We start from the raw sequence: 22827 nt of genomic DNA on the forward strand, positions 1-22827 counted from the left end.
TGCCGGGCGCGCTGCGGTGTCAGCACACGCAGTGGCAGCAGGCGCTCGTGTGGCCGTCGATGGCCGCGCCGCCGGCGACGGTCTGCAGCTCGTCGCGGCTCATCTCGACCAGGCCGGCCGGGTGCGCGGCACCGGGCAGCTCGGCGGTGCTGGCGCGGTGGAACTCGTCGGTCCAGTTGCGGACGACATCGCTGATCGACATGGCGATCCCCTTCGGTTCGTCCACCCGCCGGGCTGGCGGGCGGCTCGCTTCGGTATCGAGCATCGGCCGGTGACCGGGGTGGGCACATGAGTGGCGGCTACTCCATTGCGCGCCCGCCGCGGCGGCCGGCGGGGCGGGAAGTGTCGGCCGGGCGACGGGTTGCATGCGCGGCCACCTGTCCGAAACTTGACTCCAAGGTCATCTCCGGGATGAAGGAAACCTTCAACGGCGCAGTTCAGCGGCGCGGTGTCGGCTGGGCGACCGGCTACTCAGGACCGTTATCACAGTGAGCCGGTCGTCGCCGTCGGTTAGCGTTGGCCGGCGCCGGTGCGGGACCGGCGCGCCCGGCACGACGGGTGGGGGACATGCCTGACGCACGAACGCATCTCGCGCGGCTCGACGCGCCCTGGCCGTTCACCGGCCGGCAGGCCGAGCAGTCCGCGATCGCCCGCACCCTGGCCGGCGGCCGCGGCGTGCTGGTCACCGGCGATCCCGGCGCCGGCAAGAGCCGCCTGCTCGACGCGGTGCTCGCCGCTGCCGACGACGGCCGGCGCCTGGTGCTGCGGGCCACCGCGACGTACGGCTGGCAGCAGGTGCCGTTCGGCGCGTTCGGACACCTGCTGCCCGAGCAGGCCGCCGGGCACCCCGCCGACCTGCTCACCGAAGCGATGCGGCACGTCGACGCCCGCGCCCAGGGCCGCCCGGTGCTCGTCGGCGTCGACGACCTCAACTGGCTCGACGACGCCTCGACCGCCCTGCTGCAGCGGCTGAGCACCGAGACCGAGCTGCGCGTGGTCGCCGCGGTCCGCACCGGCGACCTCGGCTGCGTCCCCGTCGCGACGCTGCGCCGCCACACCCGCCTGGAGCGCCTCGACCTCGCACCGTTCAGCCAGGACGCGTTCGCCGGCCTCATCGCCGCGGCCCTCGGCGATCCCGCCGACGGCCTGACCCGCAACGCCCTGTGGCACCTCACCCAGGGCAATCCCCTGCTGCTGCGGGAGACCCTGCGCTGCGGCCTGGACAGCGGCGAGCTGGCCCGCCACGACGGGATCTGGACCTGGCCCGTGGACGAGGCCCACCACCCGCACCGCTGCGACATGATCGCCGAGACCGGCGGCGCGCTCACCGCGCGGGAGCTCGAGGCGCTGCAGTACATCGCGCGGGCCGGGGCCGCGCCGCTGGCCGCCCTGGACCGGCTGCTGGACCCCGCGGCCGCCGAGAGCCTCGAGGAACGCGGCGTGATCCACGTCGTCGGCAGCGGGCACGGCGCGTCGCTGGCCATCGCCCACCCGCTGTACGCGGAGGTGGCGCAGGCGCACACCGGCGCCCTGCGGGAGCGGCGGATGCTGCGCGAGCTCGCCGACGCCCTGGCGCAGACCTCGACCGGCGCGCCCTCCGATGCCATGCACGTCACCGCCTGGCGCTGCGAGGCCGGGGACCCGGTCGCCGCCGCCGAGGCCGTCGCCGCCGCGCAGTGGTTCCTGTCGCGCGGCGACGCCGCCCGCGCCGCCCGGATCGCCGCCCGCGCCGAGGGCGCGCACGCCGCCTGGCAGCTCGGCCGCGCGCTGGTGGCCCAGGACCGCGTCGAGGCCGCGCAGGCACACCTCGCCGCCGCGTACGAGCAGCTCACCGACCCGTGCGAGCGGGCCGAGGCGGCCGCGCTGCTGGTCCTGAACACGTTCCTCGGCTTGCGCCAGGTCGACACGGCGCGCCGCATGCTCGCCGAAGCCGCCGCGGCACTGCCGGCGGAGGCCCGCCCCGGGCTGCTGGCCGCCGAGGCCGCGCTGGCCGTGCTCACCGGATCCGCCGGCGACGCCGCGTCGACGGTCGCCGCGCTGGACGAGCACCCGCCCCGTGACCTGGTGCTGCGGATGGCCGTCGCGCCGCTGCGGCCGTACCTGCTCATCGCCGCCGGGCAGCCGTCGCGCGCGGCGGCGATGTTCGACAGCGGCCAGGCGCCGCTGCCCGAGGTGTGGCCGGTCATGCGGGCCGCCGCGCAGGCCTGCCACGTGCAGGCGCTGCTGCTGGCCGGCCGGGCGCCCCGCGCCGCCGAACGCGCCGCGCAGTACTACCGCGACGCCCTCACCCGCGGCGCGCCCGACGCCGTCGCCCTGCTGGCCATGATCACCGGCAAGTGCGCGTACCACGGCGGGCGCCTGGCCGACGCCCGCCGCTGGCTGCGCGAGGCCCGCAGCCTCATCGACGCGCACACCCTGTTCCCGATCAGCGAGAACGTGCTGTCCGCGTACGCCTGGACCGCCGCGCAGCAGGGCGACCTCGACGACGCCCGCTCCGCCCTGGACCAGCTGGCGGCCGCGCTCCCCCGGCACGGCACCCCCGCCGGGGAGGCCGCGCTGGCCCACGCGTGGCTCGCCGTCTCCGCCGGGCAGCGCGACACGGCCGTGCGGACCCTGCGCGAGCAGCTCCAGACCTCCCTGTCGCGGGGCATGCTCACCCTCGCCGCAGAGCGCCTGCACCTGCTCGCCCGGCTCGACCCCGACGTCGACACCGCCCGGCGGCTGCGGGAGATCGCCCAGCAGTGCGACAGCCCGCTGTTCCAGCTGTGGGCCGAGCTGGCCGACGGCCTGGCCCGGCGGGACCCGATCGTGCTGGACCACGCCGCGACGGCGTTCGAGGAGCGCGGGCACCTGCGGCTGGCGATGGAGGCGCTGGCGCCGGCCGCGACCGCGTACCAGCGCCGCGGCGACCTGCGCCGGGCCAACGCCGTCACGCACCGGATCCAGCAGGTGCGTGAGCGGTGCGAGGGCTGGTGGCCGCAGTGGCATCCCGCCGCGCCGCCCGTGGCCAGCGCGCTGACCGCGCGGGAGCAGGAGGTGTGCGAGCTCGCCGCCTCGGGCCTGGACAACGCCGCTATCGCGGGGCGGCTGGTGCTGTCGGTGCGCACGGTGGAGAACCACCTGCAGCGGGCGTACCACAAGCTGGGCGTGGCCGGCCGCACGCAGCTGCGGCTGGCGCTCATCCCCGGACCGTCCGGGATGCTCACCCCGTCCGGCCCCTGACGGCTCGCCGCGCAACGAGACAGGGCCGGGAGTGGGAACTCCCGGCCCTGTCCGACGTCCGCGGCGCACGCGCCGCGGTCAACGGCTCGTCAGCCGACCGCCGGGTTGACCACGTTGACGGTCAGCACGTCGCCCGACTGGGCGGTGACGGTGGCCGTCACGCCGTGCCCGGCCACCTTGACGCTGCCCTGCGGGTTGGCGGTGCTGTAGTAGGCGTCCGGGTTGCCGTCGTCGAACGTCGCGATGCCGGCGTCGCCCGCGGCGCAGGCCGCCACGGTCTGCACCGTCTGCGTCTTGCCGCTGCCCGCCAGGACCTCCTTGTGCAGGCAGGTCTGCGGCACCGGCTGGATGCCGAAGGCGGCGTCGAACGGCTGGCGGCGGTTGCTGGGCCGGGTGCCGTCGGGGTAGGTGAACGGCGCCGGCCGGGCGTCGACCGGCAGCGCGAGACCGGCGCCGGGGTGCTCGGAGGTGTTGTTGTCCTCCATGGCGTGGTTGACGTACCAGACCAGCATGCCGGGCCGGAACGAGAAGAACTCGACCTTGTCCGGCGCCGAGATGTTGTAGCTGAACTGGTACGGCCCGGTGCGCAGGGTGTCGTCGTAGCCGACGTACTGCCGGTTCTCCAGCAGGTAGTAGCGGTCGGCCGTGGTGGTCACCGTGCCCGAGGAGCGCTGCCACCGGCCGGTGGCGGTCCAGCCGCCGGGCTGCTCCACGTCGTCGGTGAACAGCGTGGTGCCGCCGGCCTTGGCCACGATGTCGTCCAGGAACGCGCCGGCGAAGTGCACGCCGCCGTCGGTCTGGTAGCGGAACCGGAACTGCGTCGCCGCGCCGCCGGCGTCGTAGGAGAAGCGCAGCGTGGTCCACTTGCCGTTGGACGAGCCGGTGACCGGCGCGCCGGCCGGCGACCAGGTCGCGCCGCCGTTGGTGGAGTACTCGCCGTACAGGTAGTCGTAGCCGGACTCGATGTCGTACCAGGCCTTGGCGGTCACGGTGACCCGGGAGGCGGCCGGCACGGCGTGCGACAGCGACTCGTTGAGCTGGTCGGCGCTGCCGGTCCACCAGGCGTACTGCCCGGAGGCCGGGGTCGTGTACGCCGTCGTCGTGCTCGCCGGCGGCAGGTTGACCTTGATCGCCTGGGCGTTGGCGGCGCCCGCGTCCTGGGCGGGGTCCAGCAGGATGGTGCCGCTCTGGCCCGGGGCGACCTCGCGGTAGTCCAGCCAGCCGAGGAACAGCTTCTCCTCCGGGCCCATCAGGCCGGGGGTCGTGCCGATGCCGTTGCCGGCCTCGGCGCCGTGGCCGAGCCACGAGCCGGAGCTCATCAGGGTCCAGAAGGCGGTGGTGTTCTCGCCGCCGGCGGTGTCGTAGTAGTCCGGCAGGCCGAGGTCGTGGCCGAACTCGTGGGCGAACACGCCCAGGCCGCCGTTCTCCGGCTCGGTGGTGTAGTCGCCGAGCCAGTAGTTCGAGCCGCCGATCCGGGCGCCGCCGGACAGGTTCGCCTGGCCGCCGACGGTGGGGCCGGTCAGGCCGAAGTCGGTGCCGTTGACGTACCAGCGGTGCGACCAGATGGCGTCCTCGCCCTGGGCGCCGCCGCCCGCGTCCTCGCCCTCACCGGCGTGGACGGCCTGGAAGTGGTCGATGTAGCCGTCCGACTCGTCGAAGTTGCCGTCGCTGTCGAAGTCGTAGCGGTCCCAGACGTCGAACTGCGCCAGGTAGGCGTTGATCTGCTCCACGGTCATGGTCTGCAGCGCGTTCTGGTACCAGGCGTCGCCGGTGTCCTGGATGAACGCCCACGAGCCGCCGTTGTCCTCGATGGCGTTGTCGCCGTAGTAGGACGCGTTGTACGGCACCCGCACCCAGTCGCTGACGGTGTTGGTCACCGAGTACTTGCCGGAGGAGAGCTGCTCGTAGAAGCTCTTCATCGACTCGCCGGAGCCGTTGAACAGCTCCTCGTAGTGTGCGGTGTCGAAGTCGGGGGCCCACTCGGTGGAGTTGTCCACCGACCGGTCCGGCTGCGGGATCTCGTTGTGCAGCGGGCCGGGGGCGGTGCCGTACTTGCCGAGGCTCTGCGTGCCGAACTCGGCGAGGATCGTGAAGATCTTGTCGGTCTTCTCGAACGCGACCTCCACGACGTTGTCCGTCGCGGCGTCGACCGTGACGGTGCCGTTCGCGTCGATGCGCGCCTTGCCGCGGGCGACCAGGTCGAGCGCGGCCTTGCGCTTGCCGATCCACTGCTCGGTGCGCGGGCCGGGCCGGTTGTCCGGCCGGTGGGCCGCGGCCTCTCGCACGGCCTGCCTCGCGCCGTCGGTGCCGGTCGGCGCCGCACCGGCCGGCCATTGCAGGGCTGCGACTACCAACGCCATGCCGGCCGCTCCGGCGACGGCGGAGGCGGTGAGCTTCCTCATTGTTGATCCCTCCGGGGCGGAAGTTGTGAAGCAGTTTTCGCTTCACTTTGCGGAGCCTCACACAGAACGGGACATTGATCGCTCCACCGCCAGGCCGGTCCGACCGTGACACGCCTGTCACGGGCGCGCGCCCCACGTCGGCCGACGACGACGGCGCCGACGCCGGTCCAGCAGCACGCCCACCCGGGCGAACGGATCGTTGGACCGCAGCTCGCGCCGCTGTCAGCGCAGGCGCATCCGACGGCCACCGCACGGTCACCAGGTTCGCTGACGTGCCCTTCGCCGACGTCAGCCGACCGGCCTGGCCACGGCGGCGCGGGCCGGCACCGGCCCGCGCCGGGAGCGGCGGATGAGCCATTCGGCCACCGCCAGGTTGATCACCCAGCCGGCGGCCATGGCGACGAACCGGCCCAGCTCGTCCGGTGCCACCCCGGCCACCGCCCACGGCAGGTGGGTGAACGCCTGCGTGCCGGCGGCCACCCCGAGGGCGTAGCCGCGCATCATCCAGGCCCGGTGCCCGGCGAAGTCCCGCCGCCGGACCGCGGCGAAGCCCAGCACGATGGACAGCACCATCGCACCGCCGACCACCAGCCGCAGCAGCATCACGCCGGTGCCGTCGACCGGGGGCAGCTCGTAGCAGACCGCCATCCACATGCCACTCAGCGCGGCGACCAGGCCGCACGGGATCAGCACCCGCCCCGCGGCGCGATGCCGGCCCGGCCGACGCCGCCGCAGCCCCGCGTCGAACTGGAACGCTCCGAGCAGGCAGTAGACGGTGGCTCCGACGATGTGCAGCACCACCGGCACCGGCGCCGCGAAGAACCGGGCGTTGCCGTCGTCGATCGGCGCGCCGGCGGCGAGTTCGGTCACCCGGAAGGCGCCGGCCACCACCGGGACCAGGCTCAGGGCGACGAGAGAGATCGGGACGAGGCGGGAACGTGTGGTCACGTGGTCGATGGTGAGTCCGCGAACCCGCGCTTCCATCGCCCTTGCGGCTCGGGTCGGCGGCACCTGCCCGGCCTTTGGGACTAGGCCTTGCGGCCGGTCTCGTACGCCCAGATCGCGATCTCGACCCGGTTGCGGGCGCCGAGCTTGGTCAGCAGGCTGGCCACATGCGTCTTGACCGTGCTGAGGCTGATGAACAGGTCGGCGGCGATCTCGGTGTTGGTGTGCCCGGCGGCCACCGCGCGCAGCACCTGCTCCTCCCGGTCGGTCAGCGGCTCGAACGGCTGCCGGGGTGCCGCGGTCGGGTCGTGCCGGGCGAAGGCGCTCAGCAGCCGGGTGGTCACGCTGGGCGCGATCAGCGCGTCGCCGTGGGCGGCGGCGTGGATCGCCTGGCTGAGCAGGGCCGGCCCGGCGTCCTTGAGCAGGAATCCGCGCGCGCCCGCGCGCAGCGCGCCGTAGACGTACTCGTCGAGGTCGAACGTGGTGATGACGACGACCGGGATCGGTTGCGCGACGCCGGGGCCGGCCAGGCGGCGGGTGGCCCCGATCCCGTCCAGCACCGGCATCCGGACGTCGAGCAGGCAGACGTCGGGGCGCAGCCGCTCGGCGAGGCGGACCGCCTCCAGCCCGTCGGCGGCGGTGGCGACCACTTCGACACCGGGCTGCGCGTCGAGGATCATCGCCAGGCCGGTGCGGATCAGCTCCTGGTCGTCGGCGACCAGCACCCGGATGCTCATCGGGCCGGTCCGGCCAGGGGCAGCTCGACGGCGACGCTCCAGCCGCCGGCGGGATCAGGTCCGGCCCGGAACACACCGCCCAGCAGCTGGACCCGTTCGCTCATCCCGGTCAACCCGTACCCCCTGCCGGTGTCCCTGGCGGGCGAGCCGTCGTCGCCGACCCGCAGCCGCACCGACCGATCGTCCACGCTGACCTGCACCTCGACGCGCGTCGCCTGCCGTGCGTGCCGCTGGGCGTTGGTCACCGACTCCTGCGCCATCCGGTAGAGCGCGCCGCCCAGCGGTGCCTGCACCGTGGCCAGGTCGCCGTCGACGTGCACGTCGACGCGAAGGCCGTCGCCGGGCGGGCGGGCCAGGCGGTGCAGGTCGCCGGCGACCGGTTCGGGGGCGTAGCCGGCCGGTTCGTCCCGGCGCAGCACGTCGACCATGGCGCGCATCTCCGCCAGCGCGCGCGACGCCTCGGTCTCGATCAGGCGGAGTGCGTCGGTGGCGGCCTGCGGCCGGGCGGGTGCGGCGGCCAGGCCGGCCTGGGCGCGGATCGCGATCGCGGAGACGTGGTGGGCGACGGTGTCGTGCAGGTCCCGGGCCAGCTGGGCGCGTTCCACGAGGCGCACCTGGTCGAGCTCGCGGGCTCGGGCGCGCATCCGGTAGCGCCGGGCCAGCCCGGCCGTGGCCACCGCCGACACCACCGCGAGGCCGCCCAGCGAGTCGGCGAGGCTGGTGCTGCGGGTCAGCGCGGACAGCCCCATGCCGGCGAGCATGACCGCGGCGCCCAGCACGATGTCGCGGCCAGCACCCCAGCGGAACAGTGAGTACGGCAGTAGCAGCAGGTAGACCATCGTGTACGTGTCGGGCACCGCGTCCCGGGCGAGCAGTGAGACCAGCGCGCCGGCGCCGAAGGCGAGCAGCACCATCGGCAGCGGGTGCTCGCGCCGCCACGGCAGGGTCGCCGTGTACGCGGCGGTGAGCAGCAGTGAAGCGGCCGGCAGCCCGGGGCGGAGCAGGGCCTCGGCAATCGTCAGCGCGAGCAGGGCGCCGACGAGGAGGTGGTCTCGCCGGCCGTGGGGCGGGACCGGCACCGGGCGCGGCTCGCGCCAGAGGGACAGTCCGGGCACGACCCGATGGTACGAGCGGACGCTGGGTGCCAGATCGGCCGAAGGGATGACCGATCAGCCCGTTTCTTCATGTTCTGGAGTGTCCGGCGGCGGCTGCGGACGCTGACCGCACTCGTACTGCCGAGTCACGCGGTGCGCTTGACACCGACTCCCGCTCCATCGATAGTTGTAACGTTTCAGATTCCTGAAAGCGCTTTCCGTAGCCCGCGTTCCCGCGGCGGCGAGGCGCCACCTACACGAGGAGATCACGCATGAGTCCTCGGCACCGACCCCGCACCATCCCGTACGCGGCAGTGGCCGCCGCCTGCGTGGCGGCGCTGGTCCTGCCCGGACCCGCCGCATCCGCCGGCGGCCGCGACCACCCCGACGGCCTGCCCGCCGTCCAGCTCGAACACCTCGACCGCGGCCTGGTCGCCGCGGCCACCGCCGAGGGGGTGTTCCTGAGCTGGCGGCTGCGCGGACACGAGGTCACCGGCCGCACGGCCACCGGCCTGGCCGGCCCGGCCTTCCACGTGTACCGCGACGGGCAGCGCATCGCCACGGTCAGCGACAGCACCAACCACCTCGACCGGGACGGCACGGCAGGATCGGCCTACCGGGTCGCCGCCGTCGTCGGCGATGCCGAGGTCGATCTCAGCGACGAGGTCTCGCCCTGGTCGGGCGGCCACCACGACCTGCCGCTGCGCAAGCCGCCCGACGGCGTCACCCCTACCGGCGAGGCGTACACCTACTCGGCCAACGACGTGAGCGTCGGCGACGTCGACGGTGACGGGCAGTACGAGTACGTCGTCAAGTGGGACCCGTCCAACTCCAAGGACGTCTCCCAGGTGGGCTACACCGGCCCCGTCTACATCGACACCTACACCCTCGACGGCACCCTGCTGCATCGCATCGACCTCGGCGTCAACGTCCGCGCCGGAGCCCACTACGTCCAGTTCCTGGTGTACGACTTCGACGGCGACGGCCGGGCGGAGCTGATGTTCAAGACCGCACCGGGCACGAAGGTCGTCAGGTACCGGCCGGACGGCGGCGTCGCGTCCGAGCGGTACATCACGATGCCGCGGCAGGACCGGGCGGCCGGTTACGCGCACACCGACGACTACCGCCTCAGCGCCGCCGGCTACTACGACCACGTGGTCGACATGTTCCTCGGCTGGCACCGGCACCCCGAGGTGGTGGCCGGCAACTGGCCGGCGACGCTGGAGGAGGCCTTCGGCATCGCGCCGGCGTACTCCTACCCGCTGTCCGAAGCGGACGCCCGCGCGCTCGCCGACCACTTCATCGACGTGTACGCCCCCGCGCGGAGCGCCCGCAACGTGCTGCGCGCGTTCCAGGGCTTCATCGTGGACGGCCCGGAGTACCTGACCGTCTTCGAGGGCGCCACCGGCCGCGAGCTGGAGACGATCCGCTACAAGCCCGGCCGCTACGACGACGGCCTGCGGTGGGGCGACTACGCGATGGCGCGCATCGAGCCCGGCAACCGCGTCGACCGGTTCCTGGCCACGGTGGCGTACCTGGACGGCAGGCGGCCCTCCGCCGTGTTCGCCCGCGGCTACTACACCCGCAGCACCCTGGTCGCCTACCACTGGAACGGCAGGCGGCTGACCGAGGACTGGTTCGTCGACAGCGGCTGGGTGCCGATGGCCAACCCGTTCAACGACTCCCCGCACGGCCGGGACGGCACCGACCCCGAGTTCGCCACGCTCACCACGCAGGGCGCGCACTCGCTCAGCGTCGCCGACGTGGACGCCGACGGCAGGCAGGAGATCGTCTACGGCGGGGCGACCATCGACGACGACGGCAGCCTGCTCTACAGCTCGTTCGCGCCGCTCCCGCCGGGCAGCGCCGACCCGGGCGCGGTGGTCCGCCTCGGCCACGGCGACGCGCTGCACGTGACCGACGTCGACCCGGACCGCCCCGGACTCGAGACGTACATGGTGCACGAGGGCGGCACGTTCGCCCCGTACGGGCACACGCTGCGCGACGCGCGTACCGGCGAAGTGATCTTCGGGGACTACACCGGCCGGGACACCGGCCGGGGCATGGTCGGCGACGTCGACCCCGCGGTGCGCGGCCTGGAGGTGTGGCCGGCCATGCCACCGAACGCCGCCGACCTGGGCATCGGCCTGTTCTCGGCGCGCGGTGACCTGCTCGCCCCCACCACGCCCGGCACGAACATGAGCATCCGCTGGGCGGCCGACATGACCACCCAGCTCGTCAACGGCACGGCGACCACGGTGCTGCAGACGCCGACGATCGACGACTGGCGGCGCGGCCGGCTGCTCAGCGCCGAGGGCACCCTGGCCAACAACGGCACGAAGGGCAACCCGTCGCTGGTCGCGGACGTCCTCGGGGACTGGCGGGAGGAGCTGCTGCTGCGTACGGCGGACAGCACCGCGCTGCGGATCCACCTGAGCACCGAGGTGACCGACCGCAAGCTGTTCACCCTGATGCACGACCCGCAGTACCGGGCCGACGTGGCCCGGCAGCAGACGTCCTACAACCAGCCCGCGTACCCGGGCTTCCACCTCGGCGCCGACGTCGACTGGGCGCGCGTGCCGGTGCCGGACTACTGGGCCCCGGGCAGCGTGGACGTGCTGCGCGACGCCCTGGACGGGTACGTGCGCAGCGGGGACGTGAGCGACCGCGACGCCCGGCGGCTGACCCCGCTGCTGGCCGAGGCGGACCGGCACGCCGACGGGGGCCACGCCGACGCGGCGGCCGGTGCGTTGCGGCGCTTCGTGCGGGAGCTCGACGGGCGGGGCGTCTCGCCGGCGGCCCGCACGGCGCTGGCGTACCAGGCCGGGACCGTCCTGCAGATGCTGTCCTGATCCGGATGACGCCGCCTGGGCCGGTTTCGGGAAGCCGAAGCCGGTCCAGGCGGCGCATGGCGCGTGGCCCGCGGGACCGTTACCCCACGCGCATCGTGACGATGCTGCGGGCGGGCACGGCCAGCCGCAGCCGCGAGCCGTCGATCTTGCAGTCCGCGAAGTCGGCGGGCCGCACCGTGTCCGGAGCGGCGAACGTGTTGTGGCTTGAGGCGCTGTCCCCGGACAGGATCGCGGCCCGGTGCACGGTGGTGACCCGCGCGGGCAGCTCGACGTCGACGTGGATGTCGGCGCCCAGGCCGGCGTTGGTCACCGAGATCGTGTACGCGTCGTCCCTCCACGACACCGTGTACTCGCCGTGGACGCCGATCCTGCCGGGTGCGTCGCCCGGCGCGGGCCGGGCGTCGACGAACCACGCGTCGTGGTGGTCGGTGTAGAGGTCGAACGCCCAGTACGTGGGCGTCCTGATCATGTCGGGGCCGTCGGTGAGCAGCATCGCCTGCAGGACGTTGACCATCTGCGCGATGTTCGTCATCCGCACCCGGTCGGCGTGCCGGTGGAACATGTTGAAGTTCAGCGCCGCGACCACGGCGTCGCGGATCGTGTTCTGCTGGTGCAGGAAGCCGGGGTTCGTGCCGGGGGTCGGGTCGTACCAGGTCCCCCATTCGTCGACGATCAGCCCCACCCGCTTGGCCGGGTCGTGCTTGTCCATGATGGCCGAGTGGCGTTCGAGCAGGGTCGCCATCTGCCGGGTGCGGTCGATGGTGGCGTACCACTCGCGCTCGCCGAAGTCGGTCGCCGAGCCCTTGGCGTCCCATTCGCCGCTCGGGATCGTGTAGTAGTGCAGGCTCAGCCCGTCCATGAGAGTCCCGGCGGTCGCCATCAGCACCTCGGTCCACTCGTAGTCGTCGTTGTTCGCCCCACACGCGATCTTGTAGATCGGCAGCTCGCCGTACCGGCGCACGTACGTCTGGTACTGCCGGTAGTGGTTGGCGTAGTGCAGCGGTGTCATGTGCCCGCCGCAGCCCCAGCTCTCGTTGCCGACGCCGAAGAAGGGCAGCCGCCACGGCTGCTCGCGCCCGTGCCGCTTGCGCAGGTCGGCCATCGGCGAGGTGCCGTCGAGCGTGATGTACTCGACCCAGTCGCGCATCTCGGCGACGGTGCCGCTGCCGACGTTGCCGGTGATGTAGGCCTCGGCGTCGAGCTGGTGGAGCAGCTCGAAGTACTCGTGGGTGCCGAAGGCGTTGGACTCGACCACCCCGCCCCAGTGGGTATTGATCATGGCGGGGCGCTCGGACCGCGGCCCGACGCCCCGCTGCCAGTGGTACTCGTCGGCGAAGCAGCCGCCCGGCCACCGGACGAGGGGGACCTTGATCGCCCGCAGCGCGGCGACCACATCGGAGCGGATGCCGTTGCGGTGCGGGATCGGCGAATCCTCGCCGACCCAGATCCCCTCGTAGATGCACCGGCCCAGGTGCTCGGCGAACTGGCCGTAGATCCGCCGGTCGATCCGGTGGGTCCGGGCGCCTTCCGCGACGGTGATCATGGTGACTCCTCTGACGTGGGGACCCGGAGGAAGGCGAAACCTTCGGGCTCCAGGTCGATGTGTTCGACACCGGCATGGGCGAGTATGTCGGTGCCGGCGACGGCGATCGTCACGGGCCGGTCGCCGTGGTTGACCAGCGTCACCAGCTCGCCCCTCCGGGCCGCCTCGACGAACGGCGGCAGGCCCGCCACGACCGGCCGGACACCGGTCAGCTCGATCAGCCCGTCCACCACGTGCCGCGTGCCGGCTTCGTCGGGGATCGTCGCCAGGTAGAGCGCGCGACCGGCCCCCACCGCGCGGCTGGTCATGGCCGGCGCCCCGGAGCCGAACACGGCCACCACCTCGGCGTCGACGGCGTGGATCTCCTCGGCCAGCAGCGTGCCGACCGCGGTGCCGCGCGCGTCGGTGAACGGTGCCGTCCGCTCCCCCACCCCCACGCCGCCGGGCGGGACGAGCACGCCGAAGTCGGTCAGGCGGATGCCGAGCAGCGGTCCGAGCTGGGTGAGGAAGCCGCCGTCCCGGAACCGGTCGTGCTCGTCGACGACGTCGGAGAAGGCGGTCACCAGCAGTGTCCCGCCGCCCGCGACGAAGGATGCGAGCGCGGCGGCGCCGTCCTCGCGCAGCAGGTACAGCTGCGGTGCGATCACCAGGTCGTAGGCGCCGTCGACGCGTTCGGGGGCGACGACGTCGACCATCAGGTGCCGGCGGTGCAGTGCCCTGTACCAGCGGCGGACCAGTTCCAGGTAGTCCAGGGTGGTCGGGTGGTCGCGTTCCTCGACGGCCCACCAGTTCTCCCAGTCGAAGACCAGCGCCACCCGCGCGTCGCGTCCCGGCGGCGGCAGCGCGGGCAGGGCGGCGACGGTCCGGCCCAGGGCCACGACGTCGCGCCAGGTGCGGGTGTCGGTGCCGGCGTGCGGCAGCATCGCGGAGTGGAACTTCTCGCTGCCCGCGCGGGACTGCCGCCACTGGAAGAACATGACGCCGTCGGCCCCCCGGCCGATGCACTGGGCCGTCTCGGCGGCCAGCCGGCCGGGGCGCTTGGCCAGGTTGTAGGGCCGCCAGTTGACGGCGTCGGCCGCCTGCTCCATGAGCAGCCACGGCACGCCCGGCTTGAGGCTGCGCACCAGGTCCCGCTGGAACGCCGCGTGGCGCACCGCGTGCGGGTCGGCCGGATCCGGGTAGCAGTCGTCGGCGATCACGTCGAGGTGCGGCGCCCACCGGGCGTAGTCGGCGGGCTTGAACGGGCCCATGAGGTTGGTGGTGATCGGCTGGCCGGCGCCGGCGTCGCGGATGATCTGCCGCTCCATCAGGTAGCACTGCAGCCACATGTCGGAGGTGAACCGGCGGAAGTCCAGCATCGCCGACGGGTTGCGGCTGTAGGGCGCCTTGCGCGGCGGGAGGACCTCGTCGAAGTCGTGGTAGCGCTGCGACCAGAAGTCGGTGCCCCAGGCGTCGTTGAGCGCGCCGATGTGGCCGTACGCGCCGCGCAGCCAGTCCCGGAAGGCGTCGCGCGCGGCGTCGGAGAAGTCCGCGTGCAGGTGGCAGCCGAACTCGTTGCCCACGTGCCACATGACCACGGCTGGGTGCTCGGCGTACCGACGGGCGATGCGGCGCACCAGCCGTGCGGCGAGCTGGCGGTAGCGCGGCGACGACGGCGCGAAGTGCTGGCGGCTGCCCGGCCAGTAGCGGGCGCCGCTCTCGTCGCAGGGCAGGATCTCGGGGTAGCGGTCGCTGACCCAGGGTGGGGGCGACGCGGTCGCGGTGGCGAGGTTGACCCCGATCCCGCCGTCATGCAGCAGGTCGAGGATCCGGTCGAGCCAGGCGAAGTCGAAGACCTCCTCGGCCGGCTGGATCCGCGCCCAGGCGAAGATGCCGAGGCTGACGCAGGTCACGCCGGCCTGCCGCATCAGGGCGACGTCCTCGGGCCAGACGTCGGCGGGCCACTGCTCCGGGTTGTAGTCCGCGCCGTAGAGCACCCCGCCGAGCGCGCGGCGCCGGTCACGCTCCCCGGTCACGAAGCGTTTCCCGCGAGCGGAGCCGCACGGCGACGACCGCGAACGCCACGATGCCGAGCGACGGGACGATCAGCGGCAGGAACTGCCAGGTCAGCACCGCGGTGAGCGCCACGGCGACGAACACGTGGACCGCCGCGCCCAGGTCGGCGTCGAGCTGGTCGCGCAGCCCCCGGACCGCGCACCGCCACCCGCCGTCCGGGGTCCACGCCCCGGCCGCCAGCACCACCGCGGTGGCGACCAGGCCGAGGGCGAGCCAGCCGGCGACCGCCATCACGGTGCCCGCGGGCGTGGGGTCGGCCCCCGCCAGCCCGATCGCGAACACCGCCGCCACGGCGCCGAGCAGCGCGGCGGCCGCGACCACCGCCCCGCCCGCGGCGGCCGCCCGGGCGTCACGCCAGAGCGCGGCGTAGGGAGAGCCCTGCTCGTCGACGTACCGCCGCAGGTGGCCGATCCCGGCGGCGAGCGCGGCCGGCAGTGTCAGCAGCGGCAGGGCCAGCAGCGCGACGGCGACGCCGGTCAGCAGCACCTCGCCGAACAGCGCGAAGCCGCCGGTGGTGGCGAGCCGCGCTCTCATCCTTTCAGCCCCTGGGTGGCGACGCCCCGGATCAGCATCCGCTGGAAGATCAGGAAGAACAGCAGCACCGGGATCAGCGACAGCAGGGACGCGGCGACGGTGGCGCCGTAGTCGGAGGTGCTGGTCGCGTCGTTGTAGAGGCGCAGCGCGACCGGCAGGGTGTAGTTCTCCGGCGAGGTGAGGTAGATCAGCGGCCCGAGGAAGTCGTTCCAGGTCCAGATGAAGCTGAAGATCCCGCCGGTGACCAGGGCCGGGCGCAGCAGCGGCACGATGATCGACCAGAAGATGCGCAGGTGCCCGGCGCCGTCGATGCGGGCCGCCTCGTCCAGCTCCCGCGGGATGTTCCGGATGAACTGCACCATGAGGAACACGAAGAACGCCTCGGTGCCGAGGAACTTGCCGATCAGCAGCGGGACGTAGGTGTCGGTCAGGTCCAGCTGGTTGAAGATGATGTACTGCGGGATGATGATCACGTGGAAGGGCAGCAGCAGCGTCCCGATCATCGCGGCGAACAGGACCCCGGAGCCCTTGAACGGCACGCGCGCGAAGGCATACCCGGCCAGCGCGCTGGAGCCCAGCGTGCCGACGACCGCGAGGGACGCCACGAGCAGCGAGTTGAGGCCGTAGCGCCACAGCGGGATGCCGGCGATGCCGTCCCAGACCCGGGCGTAGTTGTCCAGCGTCGGCTGCCACGGCAGGATCCCGCTGTTCTGGCCGAACTCGCTGGACGGCTTGAAGGTGGCCAGGACCAGCCAGGCGAGCGGGTAGAGCACGACCGCGGCGAGCACGAGCAGGGCCAGGTACCACACGGCCGTGGCCGCGAGGCTGCGCCGGCGTCTGCGGCGCCGGGGCGCCGGGGCGGGGTCACCGGGGGCGCGCTCGGCGGCGTCGTGTCCGGGCTGGAGGTGCTCGACTGCCGTCACCGGTTGTCTCCCGCGTAATAGACCCACGACCGGGCGCTGCGGAACATGACCAGCGCGATGACCGCGACGACGACCAGGACGACCCAGGCGATGGCCGCCGCGTAGCCCATCTGCATGTCGGCGAAGCCGCGCTTGTACATGTAGAGCGTGATGAAGTTGAGCTGGCCGCCCGGTGCGCCCGAGCCGTTGGAGATGATGAACGCCGACCCGAACACCTGGAAGGCGTGGATGGTCTCCAGCAGCAGGTTGAAGAAGATGACCGGCGACAGCATCGGCACGGTCACCTTCCAGAACTTGTGAACCGGGCCGGCGCCGTCCACCTCGGCCGCCTCGTAGAGCTCGGTGGGGACCTGCTTGAGACCGGCCAGGAAGATGACCATCGGGGCGCCGAACTGCCATACCACCAGGATGATCATCATGGGGATGGCCAGGTCGACGTCGCCGACCCAGCCGCCCAGCTCGATGCCGAACAGCTGCAGCGAGCTGTCGACCGGGCCGTTGCCGGCGAACATCGCCCGCCACACGATCGCGACCGAGACGCTGGCCCCGATCAGGCTCGGCGCGTAGAACGCCGACCGGAAGAACCCCGAGCCGCGGGTGACCGCGTTGAGCAGCAGCGCGATCGCCAGCGCCGCGGCGAGCTTGACCGGCGTGCCGATGAGGACGTACTCCAGGGTCACCTTCGCCGACCGCAGGAAGACCGGGTCGTCGGTGAACAGCCGGGTGAAGTTGCCCAAGCCGATCCACTCCGGCGCGGTGAAGATGTCGTAGCGGGTGAACGCCAGGTAGAGCGAGACGACCATCGGCCCGAGGGTGAGGCCGAAGAACCCCACGAGCCACGGGACAAGGAATCCGTACCCGGCGACGGTCTCCCGCCGGGCCGTGGCCGCGGCGCCCCGCGAGGTGCGACGCCGCGGCTCGGGCGCCCTGCCCGCGCCGGACGCTCCGGCCGCACGGGGGTCCGCCGTGCGGCCGGAGTCGCGCGCCGTCGGCGTCCCCGCGGGAGTAGGGGCTGTCACCATGGATTCTCCGCTCGTTCAGGTCCCGACGGGTGCGGCGCAGGTGCCTACTTCTTGAGAATGGTCTCCATCTCGCTGAAGAACTGGTCCACTGCCTGCGCGACGGTGACCGTGCCCAGGCCGAGCTCCTCGCCCAGCTGCCGGAACTTCTCCTCGATGGAGCCGTAGCCCACGACGGGCACCGGCGGCGCCTGGCCCAGCCGGTCCTTGATCGAGCTCTCGTAGTCGAGGATCTTCTGCGACAGCGGGTCGAGCTGGACTCCGGCCAGGTGCGTCGAGGAGGCCGGCAGCCCGCGGTTGGTGCCGAAGACGGTGCCCGCCTCCTTGCTGTTGAGCAGGAAGTCGACCAGCAGCGCCGACGCCTCCGGGTGCTCGGTGTTCGCGGAGATCGCGTGCAGCATCGACGGCTTCAGGTACAGGTCCTTCGCGCCGGCCGTGGTCGCGGGCGGGGCGGTGATCGCCAGGCCGCTCGCGTCGATGCCGAGGTCACCGGCGTAGCCGGCACCGAAGTTGTCCCAGGTCAGCTCGCTGGTGGTCAGGCCGGCGCCGAAGCCGGACTTGGGTGCGACCTCGAGCAGGCGCTTGGTCGGGATCGTCGCGCCGGTGCCGCGCACGTGCGCGCCCCGGTTCCAGAAGTCGGTCAGGTCCGCCTTGGTGAACTGCGGCTCGCCCGCGTCGTTGAACAGGTTCTTGCCGCCGGCCCGCAGGGTGATCTCGAAGTTCTGGATGCGGCCGGTCGGGTCGGAGCCGCCCCACACCGAGCCGCCGCCCGCCTTCTTCACCGAGTCCATCCACGTCGCGTACTCGTCCCACGACGTGCCGCCCGCGTACGCGGCGACGCCCGCCTTGCTCAGCAGGGCGGTGTTGGTGAACATCGCCCAGGCGTTGGTGCCGATCGGCAGCGCGGTCGTCACGCCGTTCACGACGCCGATGCCCAGGGTCGACTCGGTGAACCCGTCGGTCTTGATGTACTTGCCGAGGTAGGGCTTGAGGTCGAGCAGGAGCTTGTTCTGCGAGTACTGGCGCAGGTAGGCGTAGTCGAACTGCATCACGTCGGGCAGGTCGCGGCCCGCCGCCTCGATCTGGCGCTTCTCCCAGAACTCCGGGAAGCCCAGGAAGGTCGAGTTGACGGTGATGTTCGGGTACTTCTCGTTGAACTTCGCGATCGCGTTCTTGTAGAAGCCGGCGCGGGTGTCGTTGCCCCAGAACGCGAGGTCGAGGGTGACCGCGGCGTTCGGATCGAAATCGGCTCTCGGGCCTTCCGGGTCGCTGCTGCAGCCGGCGAGCAGGAGGGCGGCGCTCGCGGCGACTGCCACCGCGATTCTGAATCGTTTCATTTATGGTGTCCTTTCTGGACGCGCACTGCTCATGGGCAGCCGCCGAGACGAACCCCTGGTACGCCGCCCGGAAAGCGCTTTCGCCCACAATAATGAACACCTATGTGTTACGCAAGAGTCCTGTCAAGACACGATCTGCACCATCTGATTGGTTGAACGTTTCAGAAGCGGGTGCGGCAAGGCACGCGTCCAGCACTTCTCGGCCGCGACGAGGTTCTGTTCCCCACCTACGCGTCAGGCGCGTACGCGGTGGCCGTCCAGGTGCGCCATGACCGTCTGGTTGGCAGCCCATCCATCGGGGAACTTCACCGGCTCGCCGAGGTGCACCGGCTCGCTCGACGGATGCGCGTCCAGCAGCTCCCGGATCCCGGCCCGCGCCACCATCACACACGCGTGCCGGTGCCGCGAGGCCAGCACGCACAACCGCCCCGCCTCCAGATGGAACGCTGTCGCGTCCCGCCGCCCCGACAGCGGATGCAGCACGAACGTCACGTCGTACTCCCGCCCCTGCAGCCGGTTGGCGGTGTCCACCGTTACCTCGTCATCCCCGAGCGCGGCCCGAAGAGCGGCGACCTGGTCCCGGTGCGCGGCCCCGATCGCGATGCGCCGCGCCGTCACCGCCTGGTCCCCGCGCTCCGAGTGCGCGGTGGCACCGCGCTGCAGCAGCCGCCGCGCCAGCTCCGCCACGGCCGACACCGCCTCGGCGTCGGTACGCATCGTGTGCCGCGCCGGCAGTTCCAGCAGCCCCCACCCGGTCTGCGCCGCGTGCTCCAGCACCCGGTCATACGAGGTGTCCCCGAACCCCTTGGTCGCGAACGTCAGCCGCCGCTCCCCCGGACCGGTCCCGGACCGGAAGCCGGTGTACGGGTAGAACGCCTCCGCGACAACCTTCTGCGCCGAGTGCGGCAACCGCCACGACACGGGCAGATGGTGCACCGGGAGGTCGGTGTTGTTGCGCAGCAGCACCGCGACCGCGCTCTGCATCGGGTCCCACGACAACCCGCGCCACCGGTCGTTGTCGACCGTGGAGAACGGGTCGAGCTGCCCAGGGTCTCCCACGAACAGCGCCCGTTCGAACCGCGGCGCGATCGCCAGCAGCGCGTCCGAGCGCATCTGGTACGCCTCGTCGACGATCGCCCACCGCCACGTGTGGTCCTTGACGTGTGCCCACTTCGCCGCGGTGGAGATGGTCACGGCGGGCCGTCCGAGCGCGGCGAGATCGCTGTCGACGTCGACGTTGGGCAGTCCCGCGATCCGCGCCGGAGCCTCGTAGCCGCTGCGGCTCAGCCGCCCGACCCGCGCTCCCGGCACGGCGTCGGCCAGCGGCCCGGCCAGCCGTTCGACGAGGTCGTCGACCTGCTCGTTGGTCTGCGCGACGATCATCAGCGGCTCGCCGGTGGTGGCCAGCTCCGCCGCGGCTCGTACGACCAGGGTGGACTTGCCGGCGCCGGGCGGCGAGTCGACGACCACGCCGCGGTGCGCGCCCGAACGCAGGTCGCCGAGCACGGCCTGAATGACCTGCTCGGCCTGGGCGGCCGGGTTGACGGCGGTCACTCCCACACCTCCGTGGCGTCGTCGTCGCTGGGTACGTACGGCTGCGGCGGCCCACCGTGGGTCCACGGGGTGTCCTCGGCGTCGGGCAGCCTGGGCGAGGGAATACTGTCGGACAGCACCGAGGTGTAGACCAGCGTCTCGCCGTCCTCGGGCACACTGCCGGGCGGCGGCGTCTTGGACCGCCCGAACCCGCTCTGCATCTCCAGGGTCACCAGCACCGCGTCGTCCTGCCGGTCGACGGAGACGACCACGGCCTTCTGCGACTGCCGGCTGACGGCCTTGACCTCGGCTCCGCGCCCGATGAGCACCGGATCGCCGGTACGCAGCACGACCAGCGGACGGGTGACGCTGTTGCCGTTGGCGTTGGTGATGCGCCGCTCCCGCTCGACCTCGACGACGGTGCCGAGGAACGCCTCCCCCGCCGCACGGTGGTTGGCCATGACCAGCGGATCGTCCAGCGCCCGGGCGACGTCGTACTCGACCTGTGCCCGCTCGAGCCGGTTGAGCCTGCGCGCGGCGGCGATGGCCCCGTCGCGCCTGGCCTGCGGCAGGCCGCCGTTGACGACGTACTCCTGGAAGCTGGTGAACCGCAGCCGGTCGTTGATCCACCGGCCCTCGACGGACGCGCCCGGCTCGAGTTCGCGCAGCTTGGCAAGGCCGCGCCACATCAGCCGCCAGGTGGGCTCGAGCTGCCCGTGCAGCACGTGCCGCAGCCGCTCGACGGCGCGGGCCTGGCCGGGTGAGCCGGGCTCGGTGCCGCTGTAGCTGCGGATGGCCGGGGCGAGGATCTCGTTGTCGAACACGGGGTCGGTGGTCGGGCCGGCGGGCGGCCACCGCAGCGGGTCTTCGGCCTCACGTGCTGCCTGCGGCCCGGTGCGGCCCGGCGGCGGGCTGATCCAGCCGAGCTGTGCGGCGAGGTTGGCGTCCTCGACGGCGCTCTGCCCGGTGGCCCAGTGCATCGACAGCAGCTCGGTCATGGCGAGCAGGTTCGCCGACCCCGGGTGCTCGGCGCGCTCGGCGAACCAGGTCAGCCACCGCCCGAGCAGCGGCACGTGGGGCGTGACCGCGTACGGACCGGTGGTGCTGCGGAAGCGGGTGGAGCGGCCGAACAGTTTGACGAACCCGATCCCAGCCGGGTTGGGCACCAGCAGCTGCGGCGCGGCCCGGTAGCAGACCTGCCCCTTGATCTCGTCCGCGGCACCGCAGCACGAGTTGAGGTAGCCGACGACGAGGTCGGCGAGCTCACCGGCGAACGCGAACCGCTGGTCGCGGTCGCGCGGCTGCGGCACCACCAGCAGCGTCGGCTGGTCCTCGCTGGTGCCGACCATGGCTGCCAGCGGGGCGTTGGCCTCACCGGCCAGGGTCAGCGGCACGAACACCAGCGGCCGGTCGGCGAGGTGCACGTGGCGCACCGTCGCGATCGGCTGCGCGGCCTGCTCCGCGACCGCCACCGCCCGGGCGTACGAGGTGATGGCGCTCATGCCGCCGCCACGGACTCGCGGTAGATGCGCGACGCGGCGCGCAGCAGCGCGGTGATCTCCGCCTGCTCGTCGGAGGGCAGCAGGCTCCCGGCGGCCAGGCCCAGGGCCGTGGCGACCGTCTCGACCCCGCCGAGCTCCTCGCGCACGCTTTTGCCCAGCGCGGCGGTCTGGCCGCTCGCCTCGTCGCGGCAGAAGAACGCCAGCTCGCAGCTGGCCAGGCACTCGGGCGAGTACCGGGCTTCGATGCAGCCCAGCGCCTGGACCAGCTCGGCGCGGCTGAGCACCGGCTGCCCGGCGTCGTCCTTGGCCAGGTCGAGGGTCACGCCGGCGGGCAGCGCGTCGAGCAGCGCGTCGATGCGCGCGAGCCGGTTGAGCTGGTGCTGCAGCACGATGAGCTGCTTGCGGACGTCGACCTTGGTCGCGCACGGCTTGTTGGAGAAGTCCTTCGGGCAGACCAGCACGATGTCGGACGAGACGGCGTCGTCGCTGCCGAGCAGCGTGCGCAGCGCCTGGACGTACACCGCGGACTGGATCGCGGCGGAGGCGACCTTGCCGCCGTCGGCCTGACCGTCGATCACCGCGAACGACTTGATCTCGATGACGTGGAAGATGCCCGCGTACTGGAACGCGATCAGGTCCGGCTCGAGGTAGACACCGTTGCCCGCGACGTCCATCCGCAGCAGCGGGTGGTCGAACAGCGTCCCGGCGTCGTCGCGACCGGCCGCGGCGGCCAGCAGGGTGCGGCGGGAGTAGGCGTGGCGCACGTCCTGGCTGTCGTTGCCGCCGGCCTCCTCGAGGTCGGTGTAGCCGACCTCGGTGATGTCCAGGTGCAGCACCTCGCGCAGCAGGGTCAGCAGCTCGGCGCAGCCGTTGGCCTTGACCTGGGCTTCGAACGCGTTGCCACGGGTGATCGCGAACTGCGACTGGCCGAAGCGGGCCGGGAACCCGACCCGTCCGGCGAGGGCGTCCTTGTCGACACCGGCGGCGTCGCACACGCCACGCCGGGCGCAGCCTGGGTTGCTGGTCAGCGCCGCGATGGTGCGCGCGTTGTGCCGCTTGGGCTGCACGGGCCCGCGGACACGCCGAAGGCGGGAGTCGGTGTCGTTCTGCACTGGTGTTCCTTCGCGGG

Annotated in this window: 16 protein-coding genes; 2 read left to right on the plus strand and 14 right to left on the minus strand. The window is 72.7% G+C overall.

Features of this window, described 5'->3' with window-relative positions; translation table 11 throughout:
* Positions 1–19: 19 nt before the first annotated feature.
* The gene (locus AB0J67_RS03565; protein ID WP_363475820.1) at positions 20–202 is read right to left on the minus strand and encodes a mersacidin/lichenicidin family type 2 lantibiotic; all 183 of its coding nucleotides are present in this window, start codon (positions 200–202) and stop codon (positions 20–22) included.
* A gap of 365 nt (positions 203–567) precedes the next feature.
* Here AB0J67_RS03565 and AB0J67_RS03570 point away from each other — a divergent pair, with 365 nt between their 5' ends.
* The gene (locus AB0J67_RS03570) at positions 568–3222 is read left to right on the plus strand and encodes an AAA family ATPase (RefSeq protein WP_363475822.1); all 2655 of its coding nucleotides are present in this window, start codon (positions 568–570) and stop codon (positions 3220–3222) included.
* 89 nt (positions 3223–3311) lie between these two features.
* Here the strand turns inward: AB0J67_RS03570 and AB0J67_RS03575 are convergent, their stop codons facing one another.
* The 4 genes from AB0J67_RS03575 to AB0J67_RS03590 form a co-directional block, all read right to left on the minus strand.
* Positions 3312–5624, minus strand: coding sequence for an immune inhibitor A domain-containing protein (locus AB0J67_RS03575; RefSeq protein WP_363475824.1), 2313 nt, complete (start codon positions 5622–5624; stop codon positions 3312–3314).
* A 288-nt stretch (positions 5625–5912) separates the two neighbouring features.
* Positions 5913–6572 (minus strand): DUF2306 domain-containing protein, encoded by a 660-nt coding sequence (locus AB0J67_RS03580; protein ID WP_363475826.1) that lies wholly within the window; start codon positions 6570–6572, stop codon positions 5913–5915.
* 80 nt (positions 6573–6652) lie between these two features.
* Positions 6653–7306, minus strand: a complete 654-nt coding sequence (locus tag AB0J67_RS03585; RefSeq protein ID WP_363475828.1) for a response regulator transcription factor — start codon at positions 7304–7306, stop codon at positions 6653–6655.
* Positions 7303–8421, minus strand: a complete 1119-nt coding sequence (locus AB0J67_RS03590) for a histidine kinase (protein WP_363475830.1) — start codon at positions 8419–8421, stop codon at positions 7303–7305. Before AB0J67_RS03590 ends, AB0J67_RS03585 begins: the two co-directional genes overlap by 4 nt.
* Positions 8422–8672: 251 nt before the next feature.
* Between AB0J67_RS03590 and AB0J67_RS03595 the strand changes: the two genes are divergently transcribed.
* Entirely contained in the window at positions 8673–11252 is a 2580-nt protein-coding gene (locus tag AB0J67_RS03595; RefSeq protein ID WP_363475832.1) for a rhamnogalacturonan lyase, read from the plus strand.
* A 79-nt stretch (positions 11253–11331) separates the two neighbouring features.
* Here AB0J67_RS03595 and AB0J67_RS03600 read toward each other — a convergent pair whose 3' ends face one another.
* The 9 genes from AB0J67_RS03600 to AB0J67_RS03640 all read right to left on the minus strand — a co-directional run bounded on the left by AB0J67_RS03600 (position 11332) and on the right by AB0J67_RS03640 (position 22810).
* Positions 11332–12795 carry an alpha-L-arabinofuranosidase C-terminal domain-containing protein gene (locus AB0J67_RS03600; protein ID WP_363475834.1) on the minus strand — a complete coding sequence of 488 codons (1464 nt, stop codon included), beginning with the start codon at positions 12793–12795 and terminating at the stop codon, positions 11332–11334.
* The gene (locus AB0J67_RS03605; RefSeq protein ID WP_363475836.1) at positions 12792–14810 is read right to left on the minus strand and encodes a beta-galactosidase; all 2019 of its coding nucleotides are present in this window, start codon (positions 14808–14810) and stop codon (positions 12792–12794) included. Before AB0J67_RS03605 ends, AB0J67_RS03600 begins: the two co-directional genes overlap by 4 nt.
* The gene (locus AB0J67_RS03610) at positions 14794–15384 is read right to left on the minus strand and encodes a hypothetical protein (protein ID WP_363475838.1); all 591 of its coding nucleotides are present in this window, start codon (positions 15382–15384) and stop codon (positions 14794–14796) included. The genes AB0J67_RS03605 and AB0J67_RS03610 overlap by 17 nt, the downstream gene beginning before the upstream one ends.
* Positions 15381–16307 carry a carbohydrate ABC transporter permease gene (locus tag AB0J67_RS03615; RefSeq protein WP_363475840.1) on the minus strand — a complete coding sequence of 309 codons (927 nt, stop codon included), beginning with the start codon at positions 16305–16307 and terminating at the stop codon, positions 15381–15383. Before AB0J67_RS03615 ends, AB0J67_RS03610 begins: the two co-directional genes overlap by 4 nt.
* Positions 16304–17329 (minus strand): sugar ABC transporter permease, encoded by a 1026-nt coding sequence (locus AB0J67_RS03620; protein WP_363475842.1) that lies wholly within the window; start codon positions 17327–17329, stop codon positions 16304–16306. Before AB0J67_RS03620 ends, AB0J67_RS03615 begins: the two co-directional genes overlap by 4 nt.
* A gap of 44 nt (positions 17330–17373) precedes the next feature.
* Complete coding sequence (locus AB0J67_RS03625) at positions 17374–18663, minus strand: extracellular solute-binding protein (protein WP_363475844.1); 1290 nt, start codon at positions 18661–18663, stop codon at positions 17374–17376.
* 234 nt (positions 18664–18897) lie between these two features.
* Positions 18898–20217, minus strand: coding sequence for an AAA family ATPase (locus AB0J67_RS03630; protein ID WP_363475846.1), 1320 nt, complete (start codon positions 20215–20217; stop codon positions 18898–18900).
* Positions 20214–21698, minus strand: coding sequence for a hypothetical protein (locus AB0J67_RS03635; protein WP_363475848.1), 1485 nt, complete (start codon positions 21696–21698; stop codon positions 20214–20216). The genes AB0J67_RS03630 and AB0J67_RS03635 overlap by 4 nt, the downstream gene beginning before the upstream one ends.
* On the minus strand, positions 21695–22810 hold the full coding sequence (locus AB0J67_RS03640) for a hypothetical protein (protein WP_363475850.1): 1116 nt from the start codon (positions 22808–22810) through the stop codon (positions 21695–21697). The genes AB0J67_RS03635 and AB0J67_RS03640 overlap by 4 nt, the downstream gene beginning before the upstream one ends.
* Positions 22811–22827 lie beyond the last annotated feature (17 nt).

The sequence above is a fragment of the Catellatospora sp. NPDC049609 genome (assembly GCF_040675365.1).
Taxonomy (GTDB): Bacteria; Actinomycetota; Actinomycetes; order Mycobacteriales; family Micromonosporaceae; genus Catellatospora.

Bases quoted from the DNA above. Each gene is read 5' to 3' on its own strand.
- AB0J67_RS03570 (WP_363475822.1), top strand. From the start codon at position 568: ATGCCTGACGCACGAACGCATCTCGCGCGGCTCGACGCGCCCTGGCCG.
- AB0J67_RS03565 (WP_363475820.1), bottom strand. From the start codon at position 202: ATGTCGATCAGCGATGTCGTCCGCAACTGGACCGACGAGTTCCACCGC.
- AB0J67_RS03635 (WP_363475848.1), bottom strand. From the start codon at position 21,698: ATGAGCGCCATCACCTCGTACGCCCGGGCGGTGGCGGTCGCGGAGCAG.
- AB0J67_RS03625 (WP_363475844.1), bottom strand. From the start codon at position 18,663: ATGAAACGATTCAGAATCGCGGTGGCAGTCGCCGCGAGCGCCGCCCTC.
- AB0J67_RS03595 (WP_363475832.1), top strand. From the start codon at position 8,673: ATGAGTCCTCGGCACCGACCCCGCACCATCCCGTACGCGGCAGTGGCC.
- AB0J67_RS03610 (WP_363475838.1), bottom strand. From the start codon at position 15,384: ATGAGAGCGCGGCTCGCCACCACCGGCGGCTTCGCGCTGTTCGGCGAG.
- AB0J67_RS03575 (WP_363475824.1), bottom strand. From the start codon at position 5,624: ATGAGGAAGCTCACCGCCTCCGCCGTCGCCGGAGCGGCCGGCATGGCG.
- AB0J67_RS03620 (WP_363475842.1), bottom strand. From the start codon at position 17,329: ATGGTGACAGCCCCTACTCCCGCGGGGACGCCGACGGCGCGCGACTCC.
- AB0J67_RS03585 (WP_363475828.1), bottom strand. From the start codon at position 7,306: ATGAGCATCCGGGTGCTGGTCGCCGACGACCAGGAGCTGATCCGCACC.
- AB0J67_RS03600 (WP_363475834.1), bottom strand. From the start codon at position 12,795: ATGATCACCGTCGCGGAAGGCGCCCGGACCCACCGGATCGACCGGCGG.